The organism is Paremcibacter congregatus (assembly GCF_006385135.1).
Classification (GTDB): domain Bacteria; phylum Pseudomonadota; class Alphaproteobacteria; order Sphingomonadales; family Emcibacteraceae; genus Paremcibacter; species Paremcibacter congregatus.
Genome location: NZ_CP041025.1, coordinates 1359456 through 1384023 on the forward strand (window position 1 = coordinate 1359456; position 24568 = coordinate 1384023).

21 protein-coding genes are annotated in these 24568 nt (G+C 52.1%); 11 read left to right on the forward strand and 10 right to left on the reverse strand.

Annotated features, from left to right (window positions below; genetic code table 11):
- Nucleotides 1-55 precede the first annotated feature (55 nt).
- Together FIV45_RS06035 and FIV45_RS06040 are read left to right on the forward strand one after the other, a co-directional pair.
- Nucleotides 56-1444, forward strand: a complete 1389-nt coding sequence (locus FIV45_RS06035) for an NfeD family protein (RefSeq protein WP_099471483.1) — start codon at nt 56-58, stop codon at nt 1442-1444.
- A complete protein-coding gene (locus tag FIV45_RS06040) occupies nt 1441-2226 on the forward strand; it encodes a slipin family protein (RefSeq protein ID WP_099471484.1) in 786 nt (261 codons plus the stop codon). Before FIV45_RS06035 ends, FIV45_RS06040 begins: the two co-directional genes overlap by 4 nt.
- Before the next feature lie 8 nt (nt 2227-2234).
- Here FIV45_RS06040 and FIV45_RS06045 read toward each other — a convergent pair whose 3' ends face one another.
- Nucleotides 2235-3254 carry a polyprenyl synthetase family protein gene (locus tag FIV45_RS06045; RefSeq protein ID WP_165776917.1) on the reverse strand — a complete coding sequence of 340 codons (1020 nt, stop codon included), beginning with the start codon at nt 3252-3254 and terminating at the stop codon, nt 2235-2237.
- Nucleotides 3255-3400: 146 nt separating this feature from the next.
- On the opposite strand from FIV45_RS06045, the gene FIV45_RS06050 reads away from it, so the two are divergent.
- The 3 genes from FIV45_RS06050 to FIV45_RS06060 are packed head-to-tail and all read left to right on the forward strand — an operon-like array spanning nt 3401 to nt 5305.
- Complete coding sequence (locus FIV45_RS06050; protein WP_099471485.1) at nt 3401-3643, forward strand: putative signal transducing protein; 243 nt, start codon at nt 3401-3403, stop codon at nt 3641-3643.
- Nucleotides 3644-3646: 3 nt separating this feature from the next.
- Entirely contained in the window at nt 3647-4426 is a 780-nt protein-coding gene (locus FIV45_RS06055) for a tRNA1(Val) (adenine(37)-N6)-methyltransferase (protein ID WP_099471486.1), read from the forward strand.
- Nucleotides 4427-4450: 24 nt separating this feature from the next.
- Nucleotides 4451-5305: a S49 family peptidase gene (locus FIV45_RS06060; RefSeq protein ID WP_099471487.1), complete on the forward strand. Its 855-nt coding sequence runs from the start codon at nt 4451-4453 to the stop codon at nt 5303-5305.
- A gap of 58 nt (nt 5306-5363) precedes the next feature.
- On the opposite strand, the gene FIV45_RS06065 is transcribed toward FIV45_RS06060, so the two are convergent.
- The 3 genes from FIV45_RS06065 to FIV45_RS06075 form a co-directional block, all read right to left on the reverse strand.
- The gene (locus FIV45_RS06065; RefSeq protein ID WP_099471488.1) at nt 5364-6542 is read right to left on the reverse strand and encodes a hypothetical protein; all 1179 of its coding nucleotides are present in this window, start codon (nt 6540-6542) and stop codon (nt 5364-5366) included.
- 155 nt (nt 6543-6697) lie between these two features.
- Nucleotides 6698-7768, reverse strand: coding sequence for a sugar-transfer associated ATP-grasp domain-containing protein (locus tag FIV45_RS06070; RefSeq protein WP_099471489.1), 1071 nt, complete (start codon nt 7766-7768; stop codon nt 6698-6700).
- 254 nt (nt 7769-8022) lie between these two features.
- Nucleotides 8023-8235 (reverse strand): hypothetical protein, encoded by a 213-nt coding sequence (locus FIV45_RS06075; protein ID WP_133118527.1) that lies wholly within the window; start codon nt 8233-8235, stop codon nt 8023-8025.
- Between the two features lie 429 nt (nt 8236-8664).
- On the opposite strand from FIV45_RS06075, the gene FIV45_RS06080 reads away from it, so the two are divergent.
- From FIV45_RS06080 to FIV45_RS06095, 4 genes are read left to right on the forward strand one after another with little or no spacing between them, the layout of a single operon-like run.
- Nucleotides 8665-9579: a glycine--tRNA ligase subunit alpha gene (locus tag FIV45_RS06080; protein ID WP_235868134.1), complete on the forward strand. Its 915-nt coding sequence runs from the start codon at nt 8665-8667 to the stop codon at nt 9577-9579.
- On the forward strand, nt 9579-11666 hold the full coding sequence (gene glyS / locus FIV45_RS06085; protein WP_099471490.1) for a glycine--tRNA ligase subunit beta: 2088 nt from the start codon (nt 9579-9581) through the stop codon (nt 11664-11666). The genes FIV45_RS06080 and glyS overlap by 1 nt, the downstream gene beginning before the upstream one ends.
- A gap of 53 nt (nt 11667-11719) precedes the next feature.
- On the forward strand, nt 11720-14389 hold the full coding sequence (gene ppdK / locus FIV45_RS06090) for a pyruvate, phosphate dikinase (protein WP_099471491.1): 2670 nt from the start codon (nt 11720-11722) through the stop codon (nt 14387-14389).
- The gene (locus tag FIV45_RS06095; protein ID WP_099471492.1) at nt 14386-14811 is read left to right on the forward strand and encodes an OsmC family protein; all 426 of its coding nucleotides are present in this window, start codon (nt 14386-14388) and stop codon (nt 14809-14811) included. The genes ppdK and FIV45_RS06095 overlap by 4 nt, the downstream gene beginning before the upstream one ends.
- A gap of 327 nt (nt 14812-15138) precedes the next feature.
- Here the strand turns inward: FIV45_RS06095 and FIV45_RS06100 are convergent, their stop codons facing one another.
- Nucleotides 15139-16128 carry a Gfo/Idh/MocA family protein gene (locus FIV45_RS06100; protein ID WP_099471493.1) on the reverse strand — a complete coding sequence of 330 codons (990 nt, stop codon included), beginning with the start codon at nt 16126-16128 and terminating at the stop codon, nt 15139-15141.
- A 173-nt stretch (nt 16129-16301) separates the two neighbouring features.
- Entirely contained in the window at nt 16302-17096 is a 795-nt protein-coding gene (locus tag FIV45_RS06105) for a 3-hydroxybutyrate dehydrogenase (protein WP_099471494.1), read from the reverse strand.
- A gap of 168 nt (nt 17097-17264) precedes the next feature.
- On the opposite strand from FIV45_RS06105, the gene FIV45_RS06110 reads away from it, so the two are divergent.
- Both FIV45_RS06110 and cpsG read left to right on the forward strand, forming a co-directional pair.
- Nucleotides 17265-18500 carry a polyhydroxyalkanoate depolymerase gene (locus tag FIV45_RS06110; protein ID WP_099471495.1) on the forward strand — a complete coding sequence of 412 codons (1236 nt, stop codon included), beginning with the start codon at nt 17265-17267 and terminating at the stop codon, nt 18498-18500.
- A gap of 64 nt (nt 18501-18564) precedes the next feature.
- On the forward strand, nt 18565-19932 hold the full coding sequence (gene cpsG / locus FIV45_RS06115; RefSeq protein WP_099471496.1) for a phosphomannomutase CpsG: 1368 nt from the start codon (nt 18565-18567) through the stop codon (nt 19930-19932).
- 20 nt (nt 19933-19952) lie between these two features.
- Here the strand turns inward: cpsG and FIV45_RS06120 are convergent, their stop codons facing one another.
- The 4 genes from FIV45_RS06120 to FIV45_RS06135 all read right to left on the reverse strand — a co-directional run bounded on the left by FIV45_RS06120 (nt 19953) and on the right by FIV45_RS06135 (nt 24474).
- Complete coding sequence (locus FIV45_RS06120; protein ID WP_165776918.1) at nt 19953-21017, reverse strand: HD-GYP domain-containing protein; 1065 nt, start codon at nt 21015-21017, stop codon at nt 19953-19955.
- 178 nt (nt 21018-21195) lie between these two features.
- A complete protein-coding gene (moaB, locus tag FIV45_RS06125) occupies nt 21196-21720 on the reverse strand; it encodes a molybdenum cofactor biosynthesis protein B (protein WP_099471498.1) in 525 nt (174 codons plus the stop codon).
- Entirely contained in the window at nt 21707-23545 is a 1839-nt protein-coding gene (locus tag FIV45_RS06130) for a lytic transglycosylase domain-containing protein (RefSeq protein WP_165776919.1), read from the reverse strand. Before FIV45_RS06130 ends, moaB begins: the two co-directional genes overlap by 14 nt.
- Nucleotides 23546-23628: 83 nt before the next feature.
- Nucleotides 23629-24474: a uracil-DNA glycosylase gene (locus FIV45_RS06135; protein ID WP_099471500.1), complete on the reverse strand. Its 846-nt coding sequence runs from the start codon at nt 24472-24474 to the stop codon at nt 23629-23631.
- Between the last annotated feature and the right edge of the window lie 94 nt (nt 24475-24568).

Sequence of the window (24568 nt, forward strand, 5' to 3'; positions counted from 1 at the left end):
AGCCTGTAATCGTCCCGATGAAGAAGAGTGGGGAATTGTCAAAGGTCCAAAGTCCATGAAAGGCGTGTTTGGTTTTTTTATCACTGTGATTATTTTTGGCTTCTTCTGGTGGGGCGGTGTTTCTGCGCCTGCTGATCAGGGAACGGTTGCGGCAGGGTCTGGCCGGGTGATACATATCGCTATTGAGGGGGCGATCGGGCCGGGGGTGTCGTCTTATGTGGTGAAAAACCTGGAACGGGCGGAGGAACGTCCGGTGGCGGCGGTTGTCCTGACATTGAGCACCCCAGGCGGGCTTGATACCTCTATGCGGGAAATTGTTCAGGCCATTCTTGACAGCCGCACGCCGGTAATCTGTTACGTGGCGCCGCAGGGAGCCCGGGCGGCCAGCGCCGGGACCTATATCCTGATGAGTTGTCCTGTGGCGGCGATGGCCCCCGGGACAACGATTGGCGCGGCGACCCCGGTGGCGATTGGTGGTGGTGGACTGCCGGGAGCGCCAACGGGCGGGGACAAGGAAAGCGGGGCGTCGGGGGCAAAACACAAACCGGATATGAGCGACAAGATGTTGCAGGATTCTGCGGCTTATATGCGCGGGCTCGCCAAAATGCGCGGCCGCCCGGTGGAGGCGGCGGAGAAATTCGTGCGTGAGGCGGCGAGCATTTCCGATACCGAGGCCCTGGCCCAGAAGATGATTGATGTCCGCGCCAGTTCGATGCGTGACCTGCTGGAGAAACTGGAGGGGCGCAGGGTGATGATGGGGAATGTCCCCTGGGTTTTACACACGGCCGACGCCGATGTAGAGCGTGCGGTGCCGAGCTGGCGTGATAATTTCCTTGCTGCGATTTCTGATCCCAATATTGCCTATATTTTGCTGCTGGTCGGTATTTACGGTCTGATTTTTGAATTTTCCAATCCCGGTTTTATTCTGCCCGGCATTGTCGGGGCGGCGTCGTTGATTGTCGCTTTTTATGCGTTGCAGGTCCTGCCGGTGAATTACGCCGGTCTGGCGCTGCTCCTGCTTGGTCTGGCGCTGATTACGGCGGAGGCCTTCGCCCCATCCTTCGGGGTGTTGGGTCTGGGCGGCGTGGCGACCTTCGTTATCGGCTCTATCATGTTGTTTGACACCCCGGTGCCGGGGTTTCAGGTGTCCCGCGACCTGATCGGCGGTTTGGCGGCAATCAGCAGTTTCCTCGCCCTGCTGTTTGTCAGTTTCGCGGTGCGGGCCTGGCGGCGGCCGGCGGTCAGTGGTGCCGAAGCCATGATCGGTACCGCGGGTGAGGTCATTGACTGGAAAGATGGCCGTGGCCGGGTACAGGTTCACGGGGAGGTGTGGATGGCAACCGGTGCGGAAAAACTGTCCAAGGGTGCAAAAGTCTGTGTCACAGGGCGGGACGGATTAATTCTGGCGGTGGAACGGCTGCCGAAAGAAGGAGAATACTCATGAATGAAATCATCTTTGGCCAAGGGGCGGGCTGGTATCTGCCGCTGATCTTTATTATCGCATTTCTACTCTATGCCTTTCGGGTTTTGCGCGAATATGAACGTGGGGTGATTTTCCTGCTCGGCCGTTTCTGGAAGGTCAAGGGGCCGGGACTGATCATCGTGATCCCGATCATTCAGCAAATCGTGCGCGTCGATCTGCGCACAGTGGTGATGGATGTGCCGGAACAGGATGTGATCTCGCGGGATAATGTCTCGGTGATGGTCAATGCGGTGATCTATTACCGGGTGATGGACGCGCAGCGCGCCATTATAGAGGTGGAAAATTTCAGCTACGCCATCAGTCAGCTGGCCCAGACGACGTTGCGTTCGGTGCTGGGGCAGCATGAACTGGATGACATGCTGGCCAAGCGCGACGCGCTCAATGCGGATCTTCAGAAATTACTTGACAGTCAGACCGATGCCTGGGGCATTAAGGTCGCCAATGTGGAAATCAAGCATGTGGATCTCGACAAAAGCATGATCCGGGCCATCGCCAAACAGGCCGAGGCCGAACGTCTGCGTCGGGCCAAGGTGATCTCGGCCCTCGGGGAAGCCCAGGCGGCGACCAAAATACTGGAGGCCGCCGAAATTCTCCATAAACGGGAGGAGGCGATGCAGATCCGTTATCTGACTTCGTTGCAGGATATCGCCAACGAACGATCGAACACCATCATCTTCCCGTTTCCCATCAATTTGTTGAAGGACTGGTTCACATCCGATCAGGCGGGCGCGGCAAAAAAGTAAGGCGGGGTCTAGTAGGCGCGGTTGATGCAGAAATCGACAATGCCGGTGAGCGCCTTGCGGTAGTCGTCATCAGGGAAGATGGCGAGCGCATCCTTGGCGATGGCGCCGTAATGGCGGGCCCGCTCGATGCTGTCCTTCAACGCGCCGTGCTTGTTCATCAGATCAATTGCGGTTTTCAGGTCTGCGTCGGTTTGGTCGAGATCCTCAATAGTGCGGCGCCAGAAGCTGCGTTCTTCTTCCGAGCCCCGGCGGGAGGCGAGTACAATCGGCAGGGTGACCTTGCCTTCGCGGAAATCATCCCCGACAGACTTGCCGAGCTTTTCCTGTTCTGCTGAGAAATCCAGCACATCATCAATCAGCTGAAATACAATGCCGAGGTTTTTGCCGTAGCTTTTCAGCGCGGCCTGTTCGGTTTTCGAGCCTTTGGTGATTACGGCGCTGATCTCGCAGGAGGCGGCGAACAGGGCGGCGGTTTTGGCGACAATCACCTGCATGTAGGAATCTTCGGTGGTGTCCATGTCATTGGCGGTGGTCAACTGCAGTACTTCACCTTCGGCAATGACGGAGGAGGCATTGGACAGGATCGCGAGAACCTCCAGAGAGCCATCAGCGACCATCAGCTCGAAGGAGCGGCTGAACAGGAAATCACCAACCAGAACGCTGGCCTTGTTGCCCCAGACGGCATTGGCGGTTTCCAGCCCCCGGCGCAGATCGCTTTCATCCACCACATCATCATGAAGCAGGGTCGCGGAATGAATAAATTCGACGCAGGCGGCGAGTTCCGCATGACGATCGCCTTCATACCCACACATCTTGGAGGTGGCCAGCGTCAGCATCGGCCGTAGCCGTTTGCCGCCGGACGCGATCAGATGACCGGCAAGTTGGGGGATCAGGGCGACGGGGCTCTGCATTTTCAAGAGGATGGTCTGGTTAACCTTCGCCATATCGTCGGCGACCAGCGCTTGCAGCTGAGCCAGGGCGCTTTCGCCTTTGGCTAATTCTTCTTCCAATGAAATGACGACACCCACGCGCTAATCCTGTCTTCTCGATAAAAGCTTGATTACCGACGCTTGGGGTCGATAATATCCTTGTAATGACTGGCAAAATAGTCTTCTGTGGTTATAAAGGTCAAGGTAACTTGATCAATAATAGGGATTTTTAAGGTCAAAATGACGTGATCGAAATTTTTGCTACGGATAATAGTGTTCTTATTTCGCGGGTTTCTGCGCTTTTTGATGCGGAAGAGGTGCCTTTTGTCATTTTGGGACACCACGCCAGTTTATTGGGTGGCGGCATCATGGGGATAGGTCAGCGGGTGATGGTCGACCCGGATTACATCCCGAAGGCCTTGCGGTTGATTCGGGAAAACGGCCTGAAAGGTGATATCGATTTCGTCAAAGGACTGGAAGAAGGATAGCTTATGGGCGGTTCCATGGGGGTCAGTCTGGATGAATTTCTTGGCGGGACCATCAGATTGTATCAGCCGGAAGAAGGTTATCGCATTGCGACAGATACGGTCTTTCTGGCGGCGAGCCTCAATCTCGCCCCGCAGGAAAGTCTGCTGGATATGGGAGCTGGTACCGGGGGTATCTTAAGTTGCCTTTTGGCGCGCCGCGGAGCGGACCTGCAATCCAATGTTTTTCACGGTATTGAATTGCAGGAAGAGCTGTTGGATCTGGCGCGCCGCAATGCTTTGGCCAACGGTTTCGGTGAGCAAATCCGTTATTTCAAGGGGGACATTGCCCATCCGCCCGTTGAATGCGAACCCAATACCTATGATCAGGTGGTCAGCAATCCTCCGTATTTGAAGAAAAACGGTGCAACGGCCTCGCCATTCGAGACAAAGGCCATGGCCCATATGGACAGTCACATCCCGCTTGACGAGTGGGTGCGGCTGTGTCTGCGAATGCTAAAGCCGTTGGGAAGGCTGACGTTGGTGCATCGGGCGGATCGCATGGATGATATCATCGCGGCGTTGCATGGCAAGGCCGGGGATGTGGTTATTTACCCCTTATGGTCGGCAGAAGACCGGGAGGCCCGGCGGGTGATCATTCAGGCTCGAAAAGGTGGCAAGGGCATATTGACCTTGAAACCGGGGCTCAGGGTGCATACATCAGAGGGATGTTTCACCCCGGAAGCCGAAATGATACTGCGCCAGAGCGCGGCAATCGATCTTGATCGGAATTATGATACAAAATAATAAACAAGTTAGAGACAAATTCTTATGCTGAATAAAATAAAAGACCTGATCGCGCAAATTCCCCTGCCCATGTTTCAAAACCGGCCACCGGTGGTGGCGATCCTGCCGCTGGAAGGCGTGATCGGCAGCGGGTCCCGGTTTTCATCCGGGCTCAATCTCGCCGGGGTTGAAGACAAGATCAAACAGGCATTTGAGGTTGGCAATGTCAAGGCCGTGGCGCTGGCGGTGAATTCTCCGGGCGGATCGCCGGTACAGAGCGAACTGATCATGCGCCGTATTCAACGGCTGTCAGAAGAAAAAGACATTCCGGTCTATGCTTTTGCTGAAGATGTGGCGGCGTCAGGCGGGTATCTGATTTCATTGGCGGCGAAAGAAATTTATGCCCATGAAGCTTCTATTGTCGGCAGCATCGGGGTGATCTCCGCCGGGTTCGGTTTTCACAAGGCGATTGAGAAAGTTGGCGTTGAACGTCGGGTTTATGCCGCGGGCGATAATAAATCGGTACTTGATCCCTTCCAGCCGGAGAAGGAAAATGATGTCAAGTTGTTGAAAGAGATGCAGAAAGATATTCACGAATTCTTCAAAAATCTGGTGAAGGAAAGTCGCGGCGATCGCCTGAAAGGCACGCAGAAGGTTATGTTCTCCGGACAGTTCTGGGCCGGGAAGGAAGCTTTGAAGCTTGGCCTGATTGACGGGGTTGGGGATATTCATGGTGTGATGAAGGAAAAACTCGGCGACAAAACCAAATTTAAACGCATCAAGGATGAAAAAGGATTTATCAAAGGATTACTCGGTATGGGGGGGGATAAAAGCCGCATCAGCGACGAAATACTCGCCACCCTGGAGACCCGGTCTGTCTGGAGCCGCTACGGTTTGTAACCGGGAATAGGCTGAACCGAATTCGCGGCGCCATAATCAAGATTGATATGAGATCAGGTTAGTCGACCCGATTTGATAGTGTGCTGGCACGTGCGGTATACCATGCATTTTTTCTGAAAAGGCGCGATAGTTTTCGGCCTGGACTTCCCAAAATGAATTTGGCGATATTATGGAAGAAAACTTTGATTTTGAATGTTCTGATGATGCGTTCAAGATGTGACCGGATATCGGTGTTGTCATTCGCCTTGCAGAGCTCGACGAGTTCTTCCAGAAAATATAGGCCCTGGGCATCATTGAGAGCGAGCTGCTTATACGGATCGGCTCCCGTCGGTTCAGGAAGGCGGGCGCATTTCTTGCCCATGATTTTAAGGGCGAGGGATGTGCGCAAGCATTTCGGGCATTCTCCACAGTTATTGTATGATGATTTCCAGCATACCTGAAGCTGGTCAAGCAAGATCTGGTCTTCTGCAATATATTCTGTTTTCTCACAACGTGATGCGGCACATCCATGATGGATGATATGGGTGTTTTCCGTTGCCCATAGGGGGTCTAACAGCGGGTGTGAGCCGTGAGGATGCAAAGTGGTATAGGAATAGGATGAGGGGATCAGCATCACTTTTGGGTTCAAGGTGATGCCGATTACTGACAGCAGGCTGCCGTGCACGAGGGAGAATTCGAATTTTCTTGCATCGCAGTAGGCGCGGATATTGGTATCCACTGTGATGATTTTCTTGTTTTGGGACAGGGCAAAAGCCTTCCGGTCAGCCATGTTCTTTTCCCAGCTGTTTTCTTTATCCCAATTCTCAAAGGCTTTTACGAGGAGCAAGTGGGTAATATCGTCCCTGAAATGTCCAAAGGTGTAGGTGCTGTCGATCCCGCCGGAGAAACAACATATGATATTATCCGTCACGGGAAAATTTTTACGGGTTTTAGCCTGTAGCGGGGCGATGAGAAAGTCATCATTCCAGGATTTCAGAACGGCCTGTATTTCCCTATACATATGGGCCAATTGGTCTGAAATTTCGATGTCATCCTTAATGTGTACCGGGACGCCGCGGACCATGCTTTCCAACATTGCCGGGACCAGGAAAAGTTCCGCACGGGGTTCGATTTCTAGAAATAACGGGAAACGGAACCATATTTTGTCGCCATCAACACAGGCGGATATTTCCTGATAATCTTTACAGTGTTCGAGTGTAATCCCAGTGACATCAACAGTTGGCGATGTTTCTGCCATTTCCTTTCCCCTTATGATTTGCCGGTTTCATAAATCGCTGGCAACTCTAGAAAGCGTACTATTGATACAGGAAGTGTAGCATTTAACAGGGGTACTTCAAAATACTATTTAGCCGCCAATATTAGGGGGCCTGTTTCTAGCACAACAATCCTGAATTATTGGAATAGTAATATTTTGGTTTTAAGGCGTAACCATACCAGTCCAAGATAGGAAGGCAGTATGTTCATTTCAATCATGACGGGCCCCTCTTCTGTGATGCTGATATCCAGCCCGAGAAAACGCGTGTTGGGATAACAGCGTAGAGCCTTCAGCCCCATTTCTTCGGCTTCTTTCCAAAAGGGTATCCTATTCCCTTTTATGGTGGCGGTGTCTTTGTCGGGAAACATAAGCGGGTGATCATCGGAAATACAGAAGATGCAATCCTTGATTAATTCTCCGGTGCGATGGTCGACTTCAACACCAAATCCTCCACCTTCGAGACTATCAATGAGCGATCCTTCCGCCCCGATGCGCAGATAGGAACCCAGGGAAACGCATTCACCCTGGTTATTTTCATAGACAAACATTCTGATGGTATTGAGGCTGGTGGGGTTAAACTCTGCCATACCAGGATGTTGCTGAATATAGTCTTCTATGACCCATCCGGCGGGGTTTTCATCCTGTAACAGATTTACGAGTTCTGGCAGGCTGTAATCCTGTTGAGTGGAAAGGTGGTGAGCCATCAGTTCTGTCCCGTTTTCCATAATTTCAAAAGCCTTGAAGCCTTGCCCCCCGTGCCCAACCACCATTTTAAAACATACCTTTTCCCCAATATGTTTTTGCAGCAGTTCTTTAAGGTCTAGCTTGGATTTTAAAGGCTTTCCGTCTTCTGTCACACCCCAGTCCTGATTAAAAGTACCAAGATGTCGCGCCGTTGGGATGTTAAATAATTTGAAGTATGCTTTTTCAAAGGGTTTATATTGAGAAACGCCGTGGTATTTCCATTGATTGAGCTGGAATATTCTTTTGACGAACTGGCGTGACCCCAGCATGTTTAGTTTATCCCGCCATTTGCTATCTTTGTGCCACATTCTGGCACTGTGGTAATGCCAATAACCAATACCCTGGGTTGCCTGCAGGTAGGTTATCTCGCAGATTTGCCGAAATGTTGATAAGTGGCCTTCTTTCGCGCGCGAATGGCATAATTTGTAGGCATGACTGGTTTTGTGTATTATTTTAGTAAGCATAGCTTTTATACTCGTTGAATAATATGTTTGCCGTTTTGGAAAGGGTAATATTACTGAGTAAGCTTTTTTATCTTGAGTAATACTGAGAATGTGTTTTCTCCGCTTATTTCAAGCTACTTATATGTCTATTACACGCGGTGAGGTTGTCAGAGTCAAGAGATCAATATTATTGGCATGTGTTGTGATGATTAAGGAACTTTCCACAAAACCTAGAGGCTGTTCCTGTCGTATGTGTAAGCTGTTGAAAATCCTGGCTACAGGGATTTTGAGGTAACACAAGCCATCGACGTCGGGTTGAATGTTAACTTCCACCATGACAGATCTATTTGGTATAATGGCAATGTCCAGTCCTGCAAAACGAGTATTGGGTAAAATAGTGAGGTTTTTATCCCCAGCTCTTTTGCCTCGCGCCAAAAAGGCAGGGCAATGCCTTCAATTTGACTTTCGTGATCGGGTTGTCGTGACATAGTTGTCCCTGTTGCGCCCGTTTGTTGCATATATAATATACATATTTAATTTTCTGAATTTTTGTCTTTATCATATTCATTATTTTTTTACTATTAATGCTACACAGGATGTTATCTTTTTCAAATATAGGGTAAATGCCTTAAAAATTGACTAAACAAAAAGCTTGTACAACGGGAGAGGGATGATCTGATATCTTGCTCCCGACAACACGTCCCGTTTATTCTATGGATAGACTAAGGGTCGCCCGGATTCATGAAATTTTATAGATTTTACGCTCTTATCTCAAGTCATATGGATTTATTGCGCAGGCTATTTGTTCAATTGCCGATTCATTCCTTGACGGAGGGGGGCGCGATGAGTAATTTCCAGCGGTAAATCACAGGTTCTGCGGAACCGGGTATCGGTCAAGGAAAGATGTACAAAACGTGATGGAAAAAATGTCGGCAGGGACGGAAGCACCTCGCAAGGAAAAGGCGTTCCAGACGCTGATCCTTAAACTCCAGAAATTCTGGGCCGATCAGGGCTGTGTAATCCTGCAGCCCTATGATGTGGAAATGGGCGCCGGGACCTTTCAGGCGGCAACCACCTTGCGCTCTCTGGGGGCAAAGCCCTGGAAAGCGGCCTATGTCCAGCCCTGTCGCAGGCCCACCGATGGCCGTTACGGCGAAAACCCCAACCGTTTGCAGCATTATTATCAATTTCAGGCCGTCCTCAAACCGTCCCCGGACAATATTCAGGAACTTTATCTGAAAAGCCTTGAGGTCTTGGGCATCAATGCGCTGGAGCATGACATCCGTTTCGTTGAGGATGATTGGGAAAGCCCGACCCTGGGCGCCTGGGGACTGGGCTGGGAAGTCTGGTGTGACGGCATGGAAGTCAGCCAGTTCACTTACTTTCAGCAGGTCGGCGGCTTTGACTGTCGCCCGGTGATGGGTGAACTGACCTACGGGTTGGAGCGACTGGCCATGTATATTCAGGGTGTCGACAATGTTTACGATCTCGACTGGAACGGCGAAGGCGTCACTTACGGCGATGTCTTCCTACAGAATGAAAAAGAATTTTCCGCTTATAATTTCGAGATTGCCGATACGGATCGCCTGTTTCAGCATTTCAAGGATGCGGAGGCGGAATGCGCCCTGATCCTGGCACGTGGCGAGGCGGACGGGAAATACTATCCCCTGCCGGCCTATGATCAATGTATCAAGGCGTCGCATGCGTTTAACCTGCTGGATGCGCGCGGTGTGATCAGCGTCACCGAGCGTCAGGCCTATATCGGCCGGGTGCGGGCGCTGGCCAAGAAATGCTGCGAAGCCTATCTTAAATCTCAGGGGGAGGCCGTCTGATGAGTGCGTTTTTATTAGAACTCTTCTCCGAAGAAATCCCGGCCCGAATGCAGGCGAAAGCCGCCAGCGACCTGAAACGGCTGGTGAGCGATAAGCTGAAAGAGGCGGGCCTCAAGTTTGAGAGAGCCGAGGCCTATGTCACCGCCCGTCGCCTGACCCTGCATATTGCCGGTCTTGACGGCGAGCAACCGGATATTTCCGAAGAACGTCGCGGTCCCCGGGCCGATGCGCCGGAAAAAGCCATTGACGGCTTCCTCAAAGGCGCCGGCGTCAGCCGGGATCAGGTGGAAATCCGCGAAGAGAAGAAGGGCACCTTCCTCTATGCCGTGATTGAGAAGAAGGGCCGCAAGACGGCGGAGGTACTGGCGGAATTCCTGCCGGACTTGATCCGCACGTTCCCCTGGCCGAAGTCGCAGCGCTGGGGCGCGAAATCCTTGCGCTGGGTGCGGCCCTTGCACAGCATTCTCTGCCTGATGGACGGCGATGTGGTTTCCTTTGATCTCGGCGATGGCCTCTCCTCCGGTAATATAACCCGCGGCCATCGTTTCCTGGCCCCGGACGCCTTTGAAGTCACGGACTTTGCCGATTATAAAGCCAAGCTTGAGGCGACCTATGTCATTCTCGATCCGGCGGATCGCAAGGCGCTGATCGCGGAACAGGCGGCGAAACTCGCGGCTGAGGCCGGGCTAACCCTGCTGGAAGACGAAGGTCTGCTCAATGAAGTGGTGGGGCTTGCGGAATATCCCGTGGTGCTGATGGGCGAGTTTGATAAAGATTTTCTCGACGTGCCGCAGGAAGCCCTGACCAGCGCCATGAAAAGCCATCAGAAATATTTCTCCGTCGTGGATGCGGACGGTACACTCGCCAATAAATTTATCTTTGTCTCCAATATGAAGGCCGAAGATCACGGCGCGAAAATCATTGACGGCAATCAACGGGTTTTGCGCGCCCGTCTCGCCGATACCAAATTTTTCTGGGATCAGGACCTGAAGCATCGGCTGGAAGATAATCTGCCAAAGCTTAATGACATTGTTTTCCATGCCAAGCTGGGAACAGTGGGCGAACGGGTAACGCGCCTTGTCGCATTGTCTGGGCATATCGCCGAGAAAATTGGTGCCGATGTCGCACAGGCAAAACGCGCGGCAGAGCTGTGTAAGGCTGATCTGGTGTCCGGTATGGTCGGTGAATTCGCCGACCTGCAAGGCCTGATGGGGAAATATTACGCCGAGAAACAGGGGGAACCTTCCGCCGTGGCCAATGCCATTGCCGAGCATTATTCCCCGAAAGGCCCGAGTGACAAATGTCCTTCTGATCCGGTTTCGGTGTCGGTGGCGCTTGCGGAAAAGCTTGATAGTTTAATTGGGTTTTTCTTGGTCAACGAAATGCCGACAGGCTCAAAAGATCCCTTTGCTTTGCGTCGAGCGGCCTTGGGAATTATCCGCTTGATCGTTGAAAATAAGCTGCGCTTAAATTTATTGGGCCTGATAGAGAATTCTAAACAATGGCAAAATGTTCAAGCTGTTGACTATGTTGAATTTGAGAATCCGCGTGAGGAAGTGCCAGCTCTATTGATGAATTTCTTCGAAGACCGTCTGAAAGTTCATCTGAAAGAGCAGGGCGTGCGGCATGATCTGATCACGGCGGTTTTCTCGCTCGGCGGCGAAGATGATCTGGTGCGCCTGCTCGCGCGGGTGGAGGCTCTGCAAAGTTTCCTCTCAACAGATGATGGGGCGAACCTGCTCGCCGGATTTAAACGTGCGGCCAATATTCTTAAAGCGGAAGAGAAGAAAGACGGCGTCACTTACGGCGGGGCCGTGAAGGCTGACCTACTTGTAGAGCCCGCGGAAAAGGCGCTCTATGACAGCCTGATGGCCATCAGCGCACCGGTGGCGGAGGCCCTGGCCCAGGAAAAATATGATCTGGCGATGACACATCTGGCGACATTACGCGCGCCGATCGACCAGTTTTTTGAAGACGTCACGGTCAACAGTGACGATAAGGATGTTCGGGATAATCGACTGAAATTGCTGACACACATTCGGACCATAATGAATGGTGTGGCGAATTTCTCCGAAATTGAAGGGTGATCGAGTAAGCACCTTTTGAACCATAACAGGACTAATGTAACAGGACACACATAATGACGAACTGGGTTTATACGTTTGGTGATGGCAAAGCAGAGGGCGATGCCAGCATGAAGAACCTCCTCGGCGGCAAGGGCGCTAACCTTGCCGAAATGTCAAATATCGGTCTGCCGGTGCCGCCCGGATTTACCATTACCACCGAAGTCTGCACCTATTATTACGCCCATCAGGATACCTATCCCACTGATCTGAAGGATCAGGTGACGGCGGCCTTGACCCAGGTGGAAAAAACCGTTGGCGCCACGTTCGGTGACGCGGAAAACCCGCTGCTGGTGTCGGTGCGGTCCGGCGCCCGGGTGTCCATGCCCGGCATGATGGATACGGTGCTTAACCTTGGTCTCAATGATATTACAGTCGAAGGCCTGGCCAAACAGAGCGGCGATCCCCGCTTCGCTTATGACAGCTACCGACGTTTCATTCAGATGTATTCCGATGTGGTTCTGGGCGTTGATCATTATAACTTTGAAGAGTTGCTCGAAATTCACAAAGAAGAAAACGGTTATGTCCTTGATACGGAACTTTCCGCAGAGGATTGGAAAGAACTGGCTCAGGCCTTCAAACAGAAGACCGAAGACGTGCTTGGCAAGCCTTTCCCGCAGGATGTGCATGAACAGCTCTGGGGCGCGGTCAATGCGGTCTTTGGCTCCTGGATGATCGACCGGGCGAAAACCTATCGCCGCATTCACAATATCCCCGGCGACTGGGGCACGGCGGTGAATGTCCAGTCGATGGTTTTTGGCAATATGGGCGACACCAGCGCCACTGGCGTGACCTTCACCCGCGACCCGGCCACCGGCGAGAATACCTATTATGGCGAATATCTCATCAATGCGCAGGGTGAAGATGTGGTGGCGGGCATCCGTACGCCGCAGAATCTGACCAAGGCGTCGCGGCTGAAAGCCGGTTCCGACATGCCGTCCATGGAAGAAGCGATGCCGGACGTCTACGGCGAACTGGCGGATGTTTTCGTCAAGCTCGAAGCCCATTATCGCGACATGCAGGATATCGAGTTTACCGTGCAAAAAGGCAAGCTGTGGATATTGCAGACCCGGTCCGGCAAGCGCACCGCCAAGGCGGCGCTGAAAATTGCCGTCGATATGGCCGAAGACAAAATCATCACGGAAGAAGAAGCTATTTTGCGGGTGGAACCGGCGGCGCTCGACCAGCTGCTGCATCCGACCCTTGATCCTGATGCGGTCAAGGATATCCTGACCATTGGCTTGCCGGCGTCACCGGGGGCGGCCTGCGGTATTGCCGTATTTACGGCGGATGAGGCCGAAGAACTGGCCAAGAATGGCAAGAAAGTCATTCTGGTGCGGCAGGAAACCAGCCCGGAAGATATTCATGGCATGCATGCGGCGGAAGGTATTCTCACCAGCCGTGGCGGCATGACGTCACACGCCGCCGTGGTCGCCCGCGGCATGGGGCGGCCTTGCGTCTCGGGCGCCGGCGCGCTGCATATCGATATGGACAGCAAAACCATCAAGGTGATGGGCCGCGTGATCCAGAATCATGATATTCTCACCTTGGATGGTTCCTCTGGTGAAGTGATGTTCGGCGAAGTGGAAACCGTGCAGCCGGAATTGAGCGGCGATTTCTCCAAACTGATGGGCTGGGCCGACAAAATCCGTCGTCTGAAGGTGCGCACCAACGCGGAAACGCCGCTGGACGCCCGCACCGCCCGTGAATTCGGCGCGGAAGGCATTGGCCTGTGCCGTACGGAACATATGTTCTTTGATGCGGACCGGATTATTAATGTGCGCCAGATGATCCTGTCGGAAGACAAGGCGGGGCGTGAACTGGCGCTGGCCAAACTCCTGCCGGTACAGAAACAGGATTTTGTTGATCTCTTTACCATCATGCGCGGCTTGCCGGTGACGGTGCGTCTTCTTGACCCGCCGCTACATGAATTCCTGCCGCAAAAGGCCGAGGATTTTGCCTCTGTCGCCGCCGCCATGGATGCGCCGGTGGAGCAGTTGAAAATGCGCGCTGAAACATTGCATGAATTCAACCCGATGCTTGGCCATCGCGGCTGTCGTCTCGGCATATCCTATCCGGAAATTTATGAGATGCAGGCGCGGGCGATTATTGAGGCGGCGCTGGAAGTCTCCCGGGACGGTGGTGACGCCATCGTGCCGGAAATCATGATTCCGTTGGTCGGCAGCCGGAAAGAACTCGAAATCCTGAAAACCAAAGTATCGGCCATTGCCGACGAGATCATCGCCGCCAGTGGCGCGAGCCTCGACTATATGGTCGGCACCATGATAGAGCTGCCACGGGCGGCGCTTCAGGCCGGGGAGATCGCCCATGAGGCGGAATTCTTCAGCTTTGGCACCAATGACCTGACCCAGACCACCTACGGCATCAGTCGTGACGACAGCGCCAACTTCCTCGATGATTATATTCAGGCCGGTATTTTCGAGCAGGATCCCTTTGTCTCCATTGATCAGGACGGGGTGGGTGAGCTGGTTAAAATCGCGGCGGAGCGGGGACGCGCCACTCGCGCTGATCTGAAACTCGGTATATGCGGCGAACATGGCGGTGATCCGGCTTCGGTAGAATTCTGCCATCGCATCGGTCTTGACTATGTGTCCTGTTCGCCTTACCGGGTGCCGATCGCCCGTTTGGCGGCGGCTCAGGCCCAACTGAAGGAAAAACAAGCATGACCGACAAGACAGTAACCGTCAAATGGGCGGGCAAGATGACCTTTATCGGGGTCGCCAGTAGCGGCAATACCGTGACCATGGATGCGGGGCCCAATGGCGGTGGCCTCGGTCTGGGACATAGCCCGATGGACCTGTTATTGCTGGGGGCCGGGGGCTGCGCCTCTATCGACGTGGTGATGATCCTTGAAAAGGGCCGCAGTGAACTCACCGATTGTGTCTGCAAGGTGTCTGGTACTCGGGCGTCGGAAATGCCGAAGGTCTATACAGACATTCACATGCATTTCGAGATCAGCGGCAAAAACCTGAAAGAAGGTGCGGTCGAGCGGGCAGTCAATCTGTCGATGGAGAAATATTGCTCGGCATCGCTGACCTTGGCGAAAGCGGCCAAGCTGACCTATGACTGGGAAATTATCGACGGATAAAATCAGCATTCATACTAGATTATAAAGCCGCTCCTGAATATTCAGGGCGGCTTTTTTTAGTCTAAAATGACGGGTAAATAAAAAACCGCTTCCTCTTTCTGCCAGAAGAAGAAGCGGCAAATGCCTTTATGACCATCCCCAGTCAAATGTAAAAAATACTGTTAAAATACCTGTTACACACATTAGTTATATGAATTATTATATAAGGCAAAATGAATTTAATGGATTCGTGTCAGGAGAGCAAGCCTTTTGGCCGGAAAAAGATTGAAAATTCACGTTTCCTTGATGGGCATTTCATATCATGTTGTCGGGTTAATGACTTAGCAGCTAAGAATCCCCCGGATAGTATAGCTTCCACTGTTGGCGCAACTGATCCATGTTTTGCAGCAGGCCGAGGCTTTCCGCATGGGGCATGTCCGGACATTCGGTGATATTTGTTTGAAGGCATTTTTCAACTGCTTCAATTTCATAAAGATAGCCCTGACCTTTTAAGGGAAAGGAAAATTCTTCTTCGGCGCCATCATTTTGTGTCAGGCGAAACCTGTCGGGTCGCCACCATTCCCGCGCTATCGTGATGCGCCCGAGTTCGCCCATGATGACGGCTTCCTGCGGGGTTTCCACCGTAACGGCGCTGGCGAGCCGGGAGAGAACGTCCTTTTCATGGCGCAGGTGCAGACTGTTGGTCTCGTCTATGCCGCTGGGACCGATATGAGCTTCTCCCGTCAGGGAGAGGGGGGCGCCAAAGAGAAAACGGCTCAGGGCGAGGGGATAAATACCGACATCAAGAAGCGCGCCGCCGGCAAGATCGGGATTAAATACCCGGCTCGTGGGATCAAAGGCCATGGCATAACCGAAGTCGGCCGTCAGCAGCCGCGGTGCGCCGATGGCCCCTTGATTAATCAGTGTTCTGACTTTCTTCAGGGCAGGGAAAAACCGCGTCCACAGGGCTTCCATGAAAAACAGCCGCTTTTCCCGTGCAAGGCTGATTACCTCCCGGGCCTGTCGTTGATTGAGCGCCATTGGCTTTTCGCAAAGCACATGTTTTCCAGCACGAAGCGCTTGCAAGCTTTGACTGTGATGTTCTGTATGAGGCGTGGCAATATAGATGATGTCTATGTCCGGTGCAGAGAGCATCGTCTCAAAATCGTCGGTGACGACAGCAATATCGAACTGGTCAGCGAGCGCGCAGGCGGAGGACATTTGCCGGGAGCAGGCGGCAGCGATGACGGCGTGATCAGAGAGGATCAGGTCACGACAAAAGGACTGCGCCATATTGCCGCAGCCCATAATGCCCCATGATATCCTTTTGGCTGTCATGGGGTTTGATATCCTGTATCACCCGTCAAGAGGTCATGTGATGAAGAAAAAAATGACAATCACCGCAACAACCGCCGTCGCCAGAAGAACGATGGTGCGGTTGTCGTTGCCGCCCTTGTTCTTTTTCTTGTTCCGATGAAATTTGCTCATGCTATCCTCATGTGTTTTTGTTTTTATTTGGCCGTCCAGCCCCCTTCGACAGGCAGGCTGATCCCATTGATGGAGCAGGCAGCGTCAGAGCAGAGGAACAGGGCGATTTGCCCCAACTCCTCAACCTCAACGAATCTCTTACTCGGCTGCGCCACCAGCATAATATCATTGATTACCTGTTCGCGCGACAATTTATGAACCGCCATCTGGTCATCAATCTGTCCTTCGACCAACGGGGTGCGCACATAGCCGGGGCAAATGGCGTTGCAGGTAATCATCTGTTCGGCGTTTTCCAGAGCCACGGTCTTGGTCAGGCCGACCACACCGTGTTTGGCGGCGACATAGGCGCTTTTATAGGGGGACGCCACCAGACCATGGGCAGAGGCGAGGTTGATGATTCGGCCCCAATTGCGTTTTTTCATGCCGGGCAGGGCCGCTTTTATGGTGTGAAAGTTGGATACCAGATTGATATCAATGATCGCCTGCCATTTATCATCCGGGAAATCCTCTATGGCGGACACATATTGAATGCCGGCATTATTGATCAGGATATCAAGGGTGCCCAGAGCGTCTTCGGCCTCATTCACCATTTTGGAGATTTCCTGCTGCTTTAGCATATTGGCCCCGTCATATCGCACCTGAACATCAAATTCCTGCGCCAAACTGTCACGCAAAGCCTCTATCTCATCTGCATCTCCCAGGCCATTGAGCGTGATATTGGCGCCGGAGGCGGCAAGTACGCGGGCCATGCCCAGTCCAATGCCGCTGGTGGAGCCTGTGATAAGGGCGGATTTATTCTCTAAGGTGCTAAATGTCATGGTTTTTTCCCGGTTTTGTCTCTGGTCAGAAAAATTTATATAGGTAATTTCACATATTTTATGTTGCGGCGCAACTAAGCTTAGGTCTAGACTTGAATAATAATGAACAATTATCTGAAGAGAAATTGTTTATAAATTTCAATTGTAAGAGTTTTAAAGGAATTTTATATGCTGTATCACATGTACGAATTTCAGCACAGTATGTTCGCACCTGCGAGATTCGCGATTGATGCGACCCAGCAGGCGTTGAGTAATCCTTTAAACCCCTTGTCTTACATGCCCGGCGCCAAGCAGGTGGCCGCAGCCTGTGATGTGATGGAACTGGTGACCCGACGCTATGGCAAGCCGAAGTTTGGCTTGAAAGACACGCTGATTGACGGGGAACCGGTCAGCATTCGTGAAGAAGTGATCCTGGATAAGCCTTTTTGTAACCTGAAGTATTTCAAGCGGGACTTTGGGCCAGAGGTAAAAAACACCGATCCAAAACTCTTGATTGTTGCGCCGTTGTCAGGCCATTACGCCACATTGTTGCGCGGGACGGTAGAGGCCATGCTGCCGGATCATAAAACCTATATTACCGATTGGAAAGATGCCCGGGATGTCCCGTTGTTTCAGGGGCAATTCGATCTGGATGATTATATTGATTATCTGATTGAAATGATCGAGTTCCTCGGTCCTGATACCCATGTTCTGGCCGTGTGCCAGCCATCTGTTCCCGTGATGGCGGCTGTGTCCCTGATGTCGGCGCAGGATAATCCCAATGTGCCGCGGTCAATGACCCTGATGGGGGGGCCAATTGATACCCGGGAATGCCCGACAGAGGTTAACCTGCTGAGCGGGGAACGTTCTATCGGCTGGTTTAAGAAGAATGCGACCTATCAGGTCCCCTGGCCGAACAAAGGGTTTATGCGCGTGGTGTATCCTGGGTTTTTGCAGCTGTCGGCTTTCCTCAATATGAATATGGAAGATCATGTGGACGCTCATCGTCGCATGTTTGACCATCTGGTCGAGGGCGACGAGGAAAGCGTGGATAAACACCGTATATTTTATGAGGAATATCTGGCGGTGATGGACTTGCCGGCGGATTATTATTTGCAGACAGTGGATATTGTTTTCCAGCAGCATTTGCTGCCCAAGGGGGAATGGATTTCACGGGGTCGGAAGATCGACCCGTCGGTGATTACAAAATGTTCCCTGATGACGGTGGAAGGCGAACTGGATGATATTTCCGGGATCGGCCAGACAAAAGCCGCGCATAAACTTTGTACCAGTTTGCCCGATAACATGAAAGTGCACTACGAACAGAAAAAAGTCGGGCATTACGGCATTTTCAACGGCAGCAAATGGCGGACAAAAATTGCGCCCCGGGTGAAGGATTTTATTCGCCAGAATGATTCCAAATAATTAAGATTCAAGTCATTCATTTTATGATATAAAACCACTGAACTTAATTTTTTAGGGGTTACGCATGGAAAAACTCACCTGTTTCAAGGCTTATGATATTCGTGGCCAGCTGGGAACGGAACTCAATGAAGACATCAGCTACCGTATTGGACGGGCGTTTGGTCAGTTTCTGAAGCCGGAAAAAATTGTGGTTGGGGGAGACATGCGTCTCACATCGGACTCCCTGAAACACGCGTTAAGCGAAGGTTTGCGGGATTCCGGAGTTAACGTCATCGACATTGGCATGACCGGAACCGAGGAAATATATTTCGCCACATCTTATCTTGATGTGGATGGAGGGGTCGAGGTAACGGCCAGCCACAATCCAATGGATTATAACGGGATGAAGCTTGTGCGCGAACATTCCAAGCCGATTAGTGGCGATACCGGTTTGCGCGATATTCAACGATTGGCGGAAGAAGATAACTTTCCCACCGTGACTGTCCGGGGCACTTACAAGAAAACGTCTACTCTTGATGCATATGTTGATCATTTGATGACCTATATTGATGGCCGTCGGATGACACCGCTGAAGCTGGTGGTCAATGCAGGAAATGGCGCGGCGGGCCACGTGATTGATGCTTTGGAAAAGGTTTTTACGGCAAAATCCATCCCGGTCGAGTTTATTAAAGTCCACCATACTCCGGATGGCACGTTCCCTAACGGAATTCCCAATCCGCTGTTGGTTGAAAACCGTAAGGATACGCAGCAGGCGGTTCTGGAGCATAAGGCGGATATGGGGATTGCCTGGGACGGGGATTTCGACCGCTGCTTTCTGTTTGATGAGCAGGGGGAGTTCATCGAGGGTTATTATATCGTCGGATTGCTGGCGGAAGCTTTTCTTAAAAAGAACGAAGGCGCCAGTATTATTCACGATCCGCGTTTGACGTGGAACACCATTGATCTGGTGGAGGCGGCTGGAGGGGTACCTGTTCTGTCCAAAACCGGGCATGCCTTTATCAAGGAACGTATGCGTCTTGAGGATGCGGTATATGGTGGCGAGATGAGCGCTCACCATTATTTCCGCGATTTCGCCTATTGCGACAGCGGCATGATCCCGTGGCTTCTGGTGGCGGAGATGCTGTGTGTGAAGAAAATGCCTTTGTCTGAAATGGTGGCCGAACGGATCAGGAAATTTCCTTCCTCCGGTGAGATTAACCGCAAACTCGATGACCCGAAGGCGGCGATCCAGAGAGTCCTGAAAGCTTTCGAAGCACAGGCGCTTCATATTGACCATACCGACGGCATCAGTGTGGAATATCCCGACTGGCGTTTTAATCTGCGCAGTTCAAATACGGAACCGGTGGTGCGCTTGAATGTGGAAAGCCGGGCCAATACGGCGTTGATGGAACAAAAAACTCAGGAAATACTGGCTCTTCTGGAAGGAGCCTGATACAGGATTTTTGGGGGAAGTTAAAGCACCACGGCGCGGAATGCCTTGACCAAAGGCATGTCCAGATGACCTTCCATGGTGAGCATGATGTCAATGGCGGCCTCTGATGACATGGACGGTTTGTAGGATCGCTTGTCTGTCAGACCGGAAAATACATCGGCGATGGCGGCCATGCGGGCCAGGTCGCTCACCTGGGTGCCTTGCAGGCCATCAGGGTAACCGCTGCCGTCGAGTTTTTCATGGTGGTGTACCGCGATGTCGATAAGAACGTCATCCCAGTTGCTTTCCATCATAATGGTTCGGGAATGGCTTGGGTGTTGTTTCATAATTACCCATTCTTCGGGGGTCAGGCGCGCCGGCTTCTCTAATAATTCAAGCGGGGTCAGGGATTTGCCGATATCATGGAGGATGCCGCCAACGGATAATTGTTGCAAGTCGTGCCGCTGTACCCCGAGGTACATACCAAAGCTGACGAGATATCCACAAACCATCATACTGTGTCGGTATGTATAATTGTGGTGCTGGCGGATGGCATTCATCCAGTCGGTAAGCCCGTCCTTGCTTGTGGCTTCAATAATCATATTGCAACTGTTTTTGATGTCATCAGGAGAGATGATTTCTCCCCGCCGGGCATTGCCGAAGGTTTCTTCGACCACTTTCAGGCTGACTTTGAGGGCGGCTTCTTGGGTTTTGGAGAGCTTTGACCAAGCCTTTTCCACCTCGCGGCTGATCAGGTCCCCCATCACCTGTATGAAATTATTATCCGGGCAGGGGTAGGCAATATAATCAGTCGCGCCGAGAATATTGGCCTGGACCAGAGCGTGCCGGGTGAGTTGAGGCACCAAAAACAAGATGGGAACATTGGCGCGTTCGGGCAGGGAGAGTTTTTCTTTTAAAGCTGGTATGATCTGTCGATTGCCGAGATCGACCTGTACAATGATGAGCAGGGATTTTTTAAAATCTTCTGCGGATGCATGGTCAATGTCAGTCAGGTTGACAGTGTAGTAACGTCTCACCAGATCGATGAATTTTCTACTCTGTTTCTTTTCGTCGCAAATGATCGTTACGATCTGTCCTGTAAGCATACTCTCCCTAACCATTTTATCGCGAATGCTAGGTCTTTAATCAGTTTATGAGACTAGACTGTAAACAGTACAGGCAGGATATTACCAATTGGTAAATAAACTACAGGCATACATTATGGGGGAGAATGAATCCTAATTGGATAGACGCGATCTGCAGTAGGACGTATGGGGACTTTTTCTATTCGATAAGGCGGGGCATCATCTCGGCAAAGTTGCAAGGGCGGAAACGGATGTCCAGTTGCTCACTCAGAATATTGTCCCAACCGTCTTTGCAGGCGCCATTGGACCCGGGAAGGGCAAACATATAGGTGCCGCCGGCAACCCCGCCAGTGGCGCGGCTTTGCAAGGTGGATGTCCCAATGATTTTATAGGATATCAGGCGGAACATTTCTCCAAAACCTTCTATTTCCTTGTCATAAAGACTATGAAAGACTTCCGGGGTGATGTCACGGCCTGTCAGGCCTGTACCGCCGGTCGATATGATGACTTGCACTTCCTGATCTTGGATCCATTTTGTCAATTGGGCGGTCAGGTCGGGTTTCTCATCGCGGACTATGGCGCGATCGGCAAGTATATGACCGGCTTTTGTCAGGCGATCGACCAAAATCTGACCGGATGTATCATCCGCAAGGCTGCGGGTGTCAGAGACGGTCAGAACGGCAATTTTCAGGGGGAGAAATTCAATGGAGTTATCGAGCGGCATGGGCTTGGCTTTTCACTGTCGTGTTGATTTTTGATGTTTTGTTATTGGTGATGTTATCTTGCGGGGTATAGAGAGGCCACGCCCCGGTCGCAACCCGGTCCAGAGATGTGACCGATTGATTCATGCGCATGCGGTAAATCCAGAAATTACTGATGACCCGTTCAATATAATTTCGAGTTTCCCGTGCAGGTATGGTTTCAATAAACAGGAGAGGATCATCCTGGAAATTGACCTTGCGTTCCCATTTTCGCAAATTCCCGGGGCCGGCGTTATAGGCGGTCAGGGTTTTAAACAGATCGCCCTTGGCGAAATTGTCACTCATCATACTGTGAATATATTGTTGGCCCAGCGCCATATTGTAATAGGGATCATCCAGTTTGATGCGGCTGCCAAAGCGTAGCGACCGGTCGCGGGAAATATAGCTGGCGGTACTGGGCATTACCTGCATGATTCCCCGGGCGCCGGCATGGCTGCGGGCCCAGCTTTTGAATTCGGATTCCTGACGGATTACGGCGAACATCAGGGCCTGGTCCAGTGTGTAGCCCCCCGTAGGCTCCGTGTTCGGGATGGGATAAAGCGTACTGTCCAATGCGGTGCGGCGTTTCTGTTCTTCAATTTTACCAATACTGAGCTGGGTGCCGGCCAGACCGAGCTTTGTGGCCAGACCCAGCAATGCTTCATGGTTGCCGCTGCGGGATTTGCGCCAGATATTGCTGAGTTCCATATCGGCGCGCATTATTTTCCCGGTTTGGGCCAGGGCAATGGCGCGGCGGACGCTGTTCAGGTTTTTGATCAGTTCATAATGGGCTGGTGTGAAAGCCGGTGCGGTCCAGTTGAGTTCGGGGGTTTGACCCAATTGGCGGGCGGCGATCAGGCCGTAAAAAGTCCGGTGATGCACAGCGGCCTGATGCAGAAGCTCGACAACTTTTTCCGGTTGACGACACACCAGATAAGACCGCGCCGCCCAGAAGGCCCCGGCCGAAGATGTCCAGTCGCCGGCGATGGGGGAGTTGGCAAGCCGCTCAAAATGATAGGCAGCCTGTGCACAATCGCCGAGCCGCCAGGCCGCAAGGCCTGATGTCCAGTCGGCTTGGGATATCCTGTCCCGTCCTTCTTCGGCGGCGATGCTGGCCAGGGCCAGGGCTTTCGCATCCTGACTGTCGAAAAAATAACCGCTGGCGATGTCGCTGAGAAGTTTATTGAAGTCAGCGTCAGACAGAAGGTTGCGTCGTTCAAAGGCCCAGAGTCTTTTTTCAGCTCTTTCCGGGCTGCCGCGTCGGAGATAGCGTTTTATACGGGTTTTAAGTCGTTGAATATCAATGCGGTCAGCTTTTTTATGCCGTGCTGCAGGCTGGTTTGCGCTGGGGTCGAGGCCATCTATGTCTGCTGTTTCAGGTTCTGATGTCGCGACTTTGGCGACCGGTCGATAGATCGGTTTGTCCGCGGGAAAGTTGAGAGCTTGAGTTGGCATGGGTTTGCGCAGGTTGCGGGCATTTTTGCCGCCTTTCCGTTTGGCTAAGTCATAAATCCTGTAAGCCCCGGGGTGGTCCGGGTATTTCAGCATCCAGTCCGCCAGTTCGCTGTAGCGTGAGGTATAGGCCGTGGGGTGCATGTAACGCTGGTATAGAACATGTCCCATCAGAATCTTATTCTCGACCTGTTTGATTAACCGGTCGGCGCGGCGCCATTTCCCTTCTGTTTGAAAGTCAAAGATGCGTTGGTATAAAGCAACGTCGGCATCACTTAATGGTGTCAGAACGGCGGGATTAAGGTGAGGGTTAGGGGCGGTGATGGGCGCGGGCTCAAGCGCGGGTGTTGGCGTCATTATTGTTGCGGCCCATGATGGCGTATTGGCCAACAGACAAAAGCAAGATAGTGTAGAAAATATTTTGTATTTTGAAAACAACATTATAGGGACATTTCCTCAATTCTGGCTTTAATATCGAGAAGGTCCTTCCAGGCGTCGGCCTTGGCCTTGGGTTGCTTGATCAGGTAGCTCGGATGATAAATCGGGCAGGCCGGAATCTTTTGTCCCGCCAGATCATACTCCGCCCATTTTCCGCGTAGACGGGTAATGCTTAAATCGCTGTTCAACAGTGTTTTTGCCGATATTCCCCCGAGCAGAATGATAAGGTCCGGTTTCGCCAAAGCAATATGGCGTGTGACGAAGGGCCGGCAAATGGCGATTTCTTCCGCCGTCGGGGTTCTGTTGCCCGGCGGGCGCCAGGGCAGCATGTTGGTGAGATAAAGATCTGTGTCACGAGAAAGGCCTATGGCGGCAAACATTTTATCCAGCAAGGCGCCATTATCACCGACAAAGGGTTTACCATGACGGTCATCAGCGACGCCGGGGACTTCACCAATGACCATAATTTTGCTGTTCAGGCTTCCATCACTGAATACCGTGTTGGTGGCGGTTTTTTTCAGGCTGCAGCCATCAAAGGTGGCGATGGCCTTTTCAAGTTCTGCGAGGCTTTGACAACTGTCCGCCAGATCCTGAGCCTGACGCACTGTTTGTTCGACAGTGGCCATGGCGGCGGGTTTTGCAGCAACGCCGGGAATGGGCTGTGGTGTCCCCTGCGGTGCACGGGCGGAGTTTGCACTGGCTTTGGCGGCTTCTGCGGACAGAGCGAACCAGTCCAGGGGCGCCTCATCAATGGTTTCATCGACGCCAGCGTCCAGGTACCACTGTAAATGCGACAAGATGTCCTGTGGTGTCAGGGGCGGGGTGATGATGTCAGGGTTGTTTTCCATGGATGTATTGTGACTTAAAACCGTTATTATTTTGTTATCGATTCATCAAGTTTGATCGTAAAAATGATGGATGAAAATGATACCAAGCGTCATA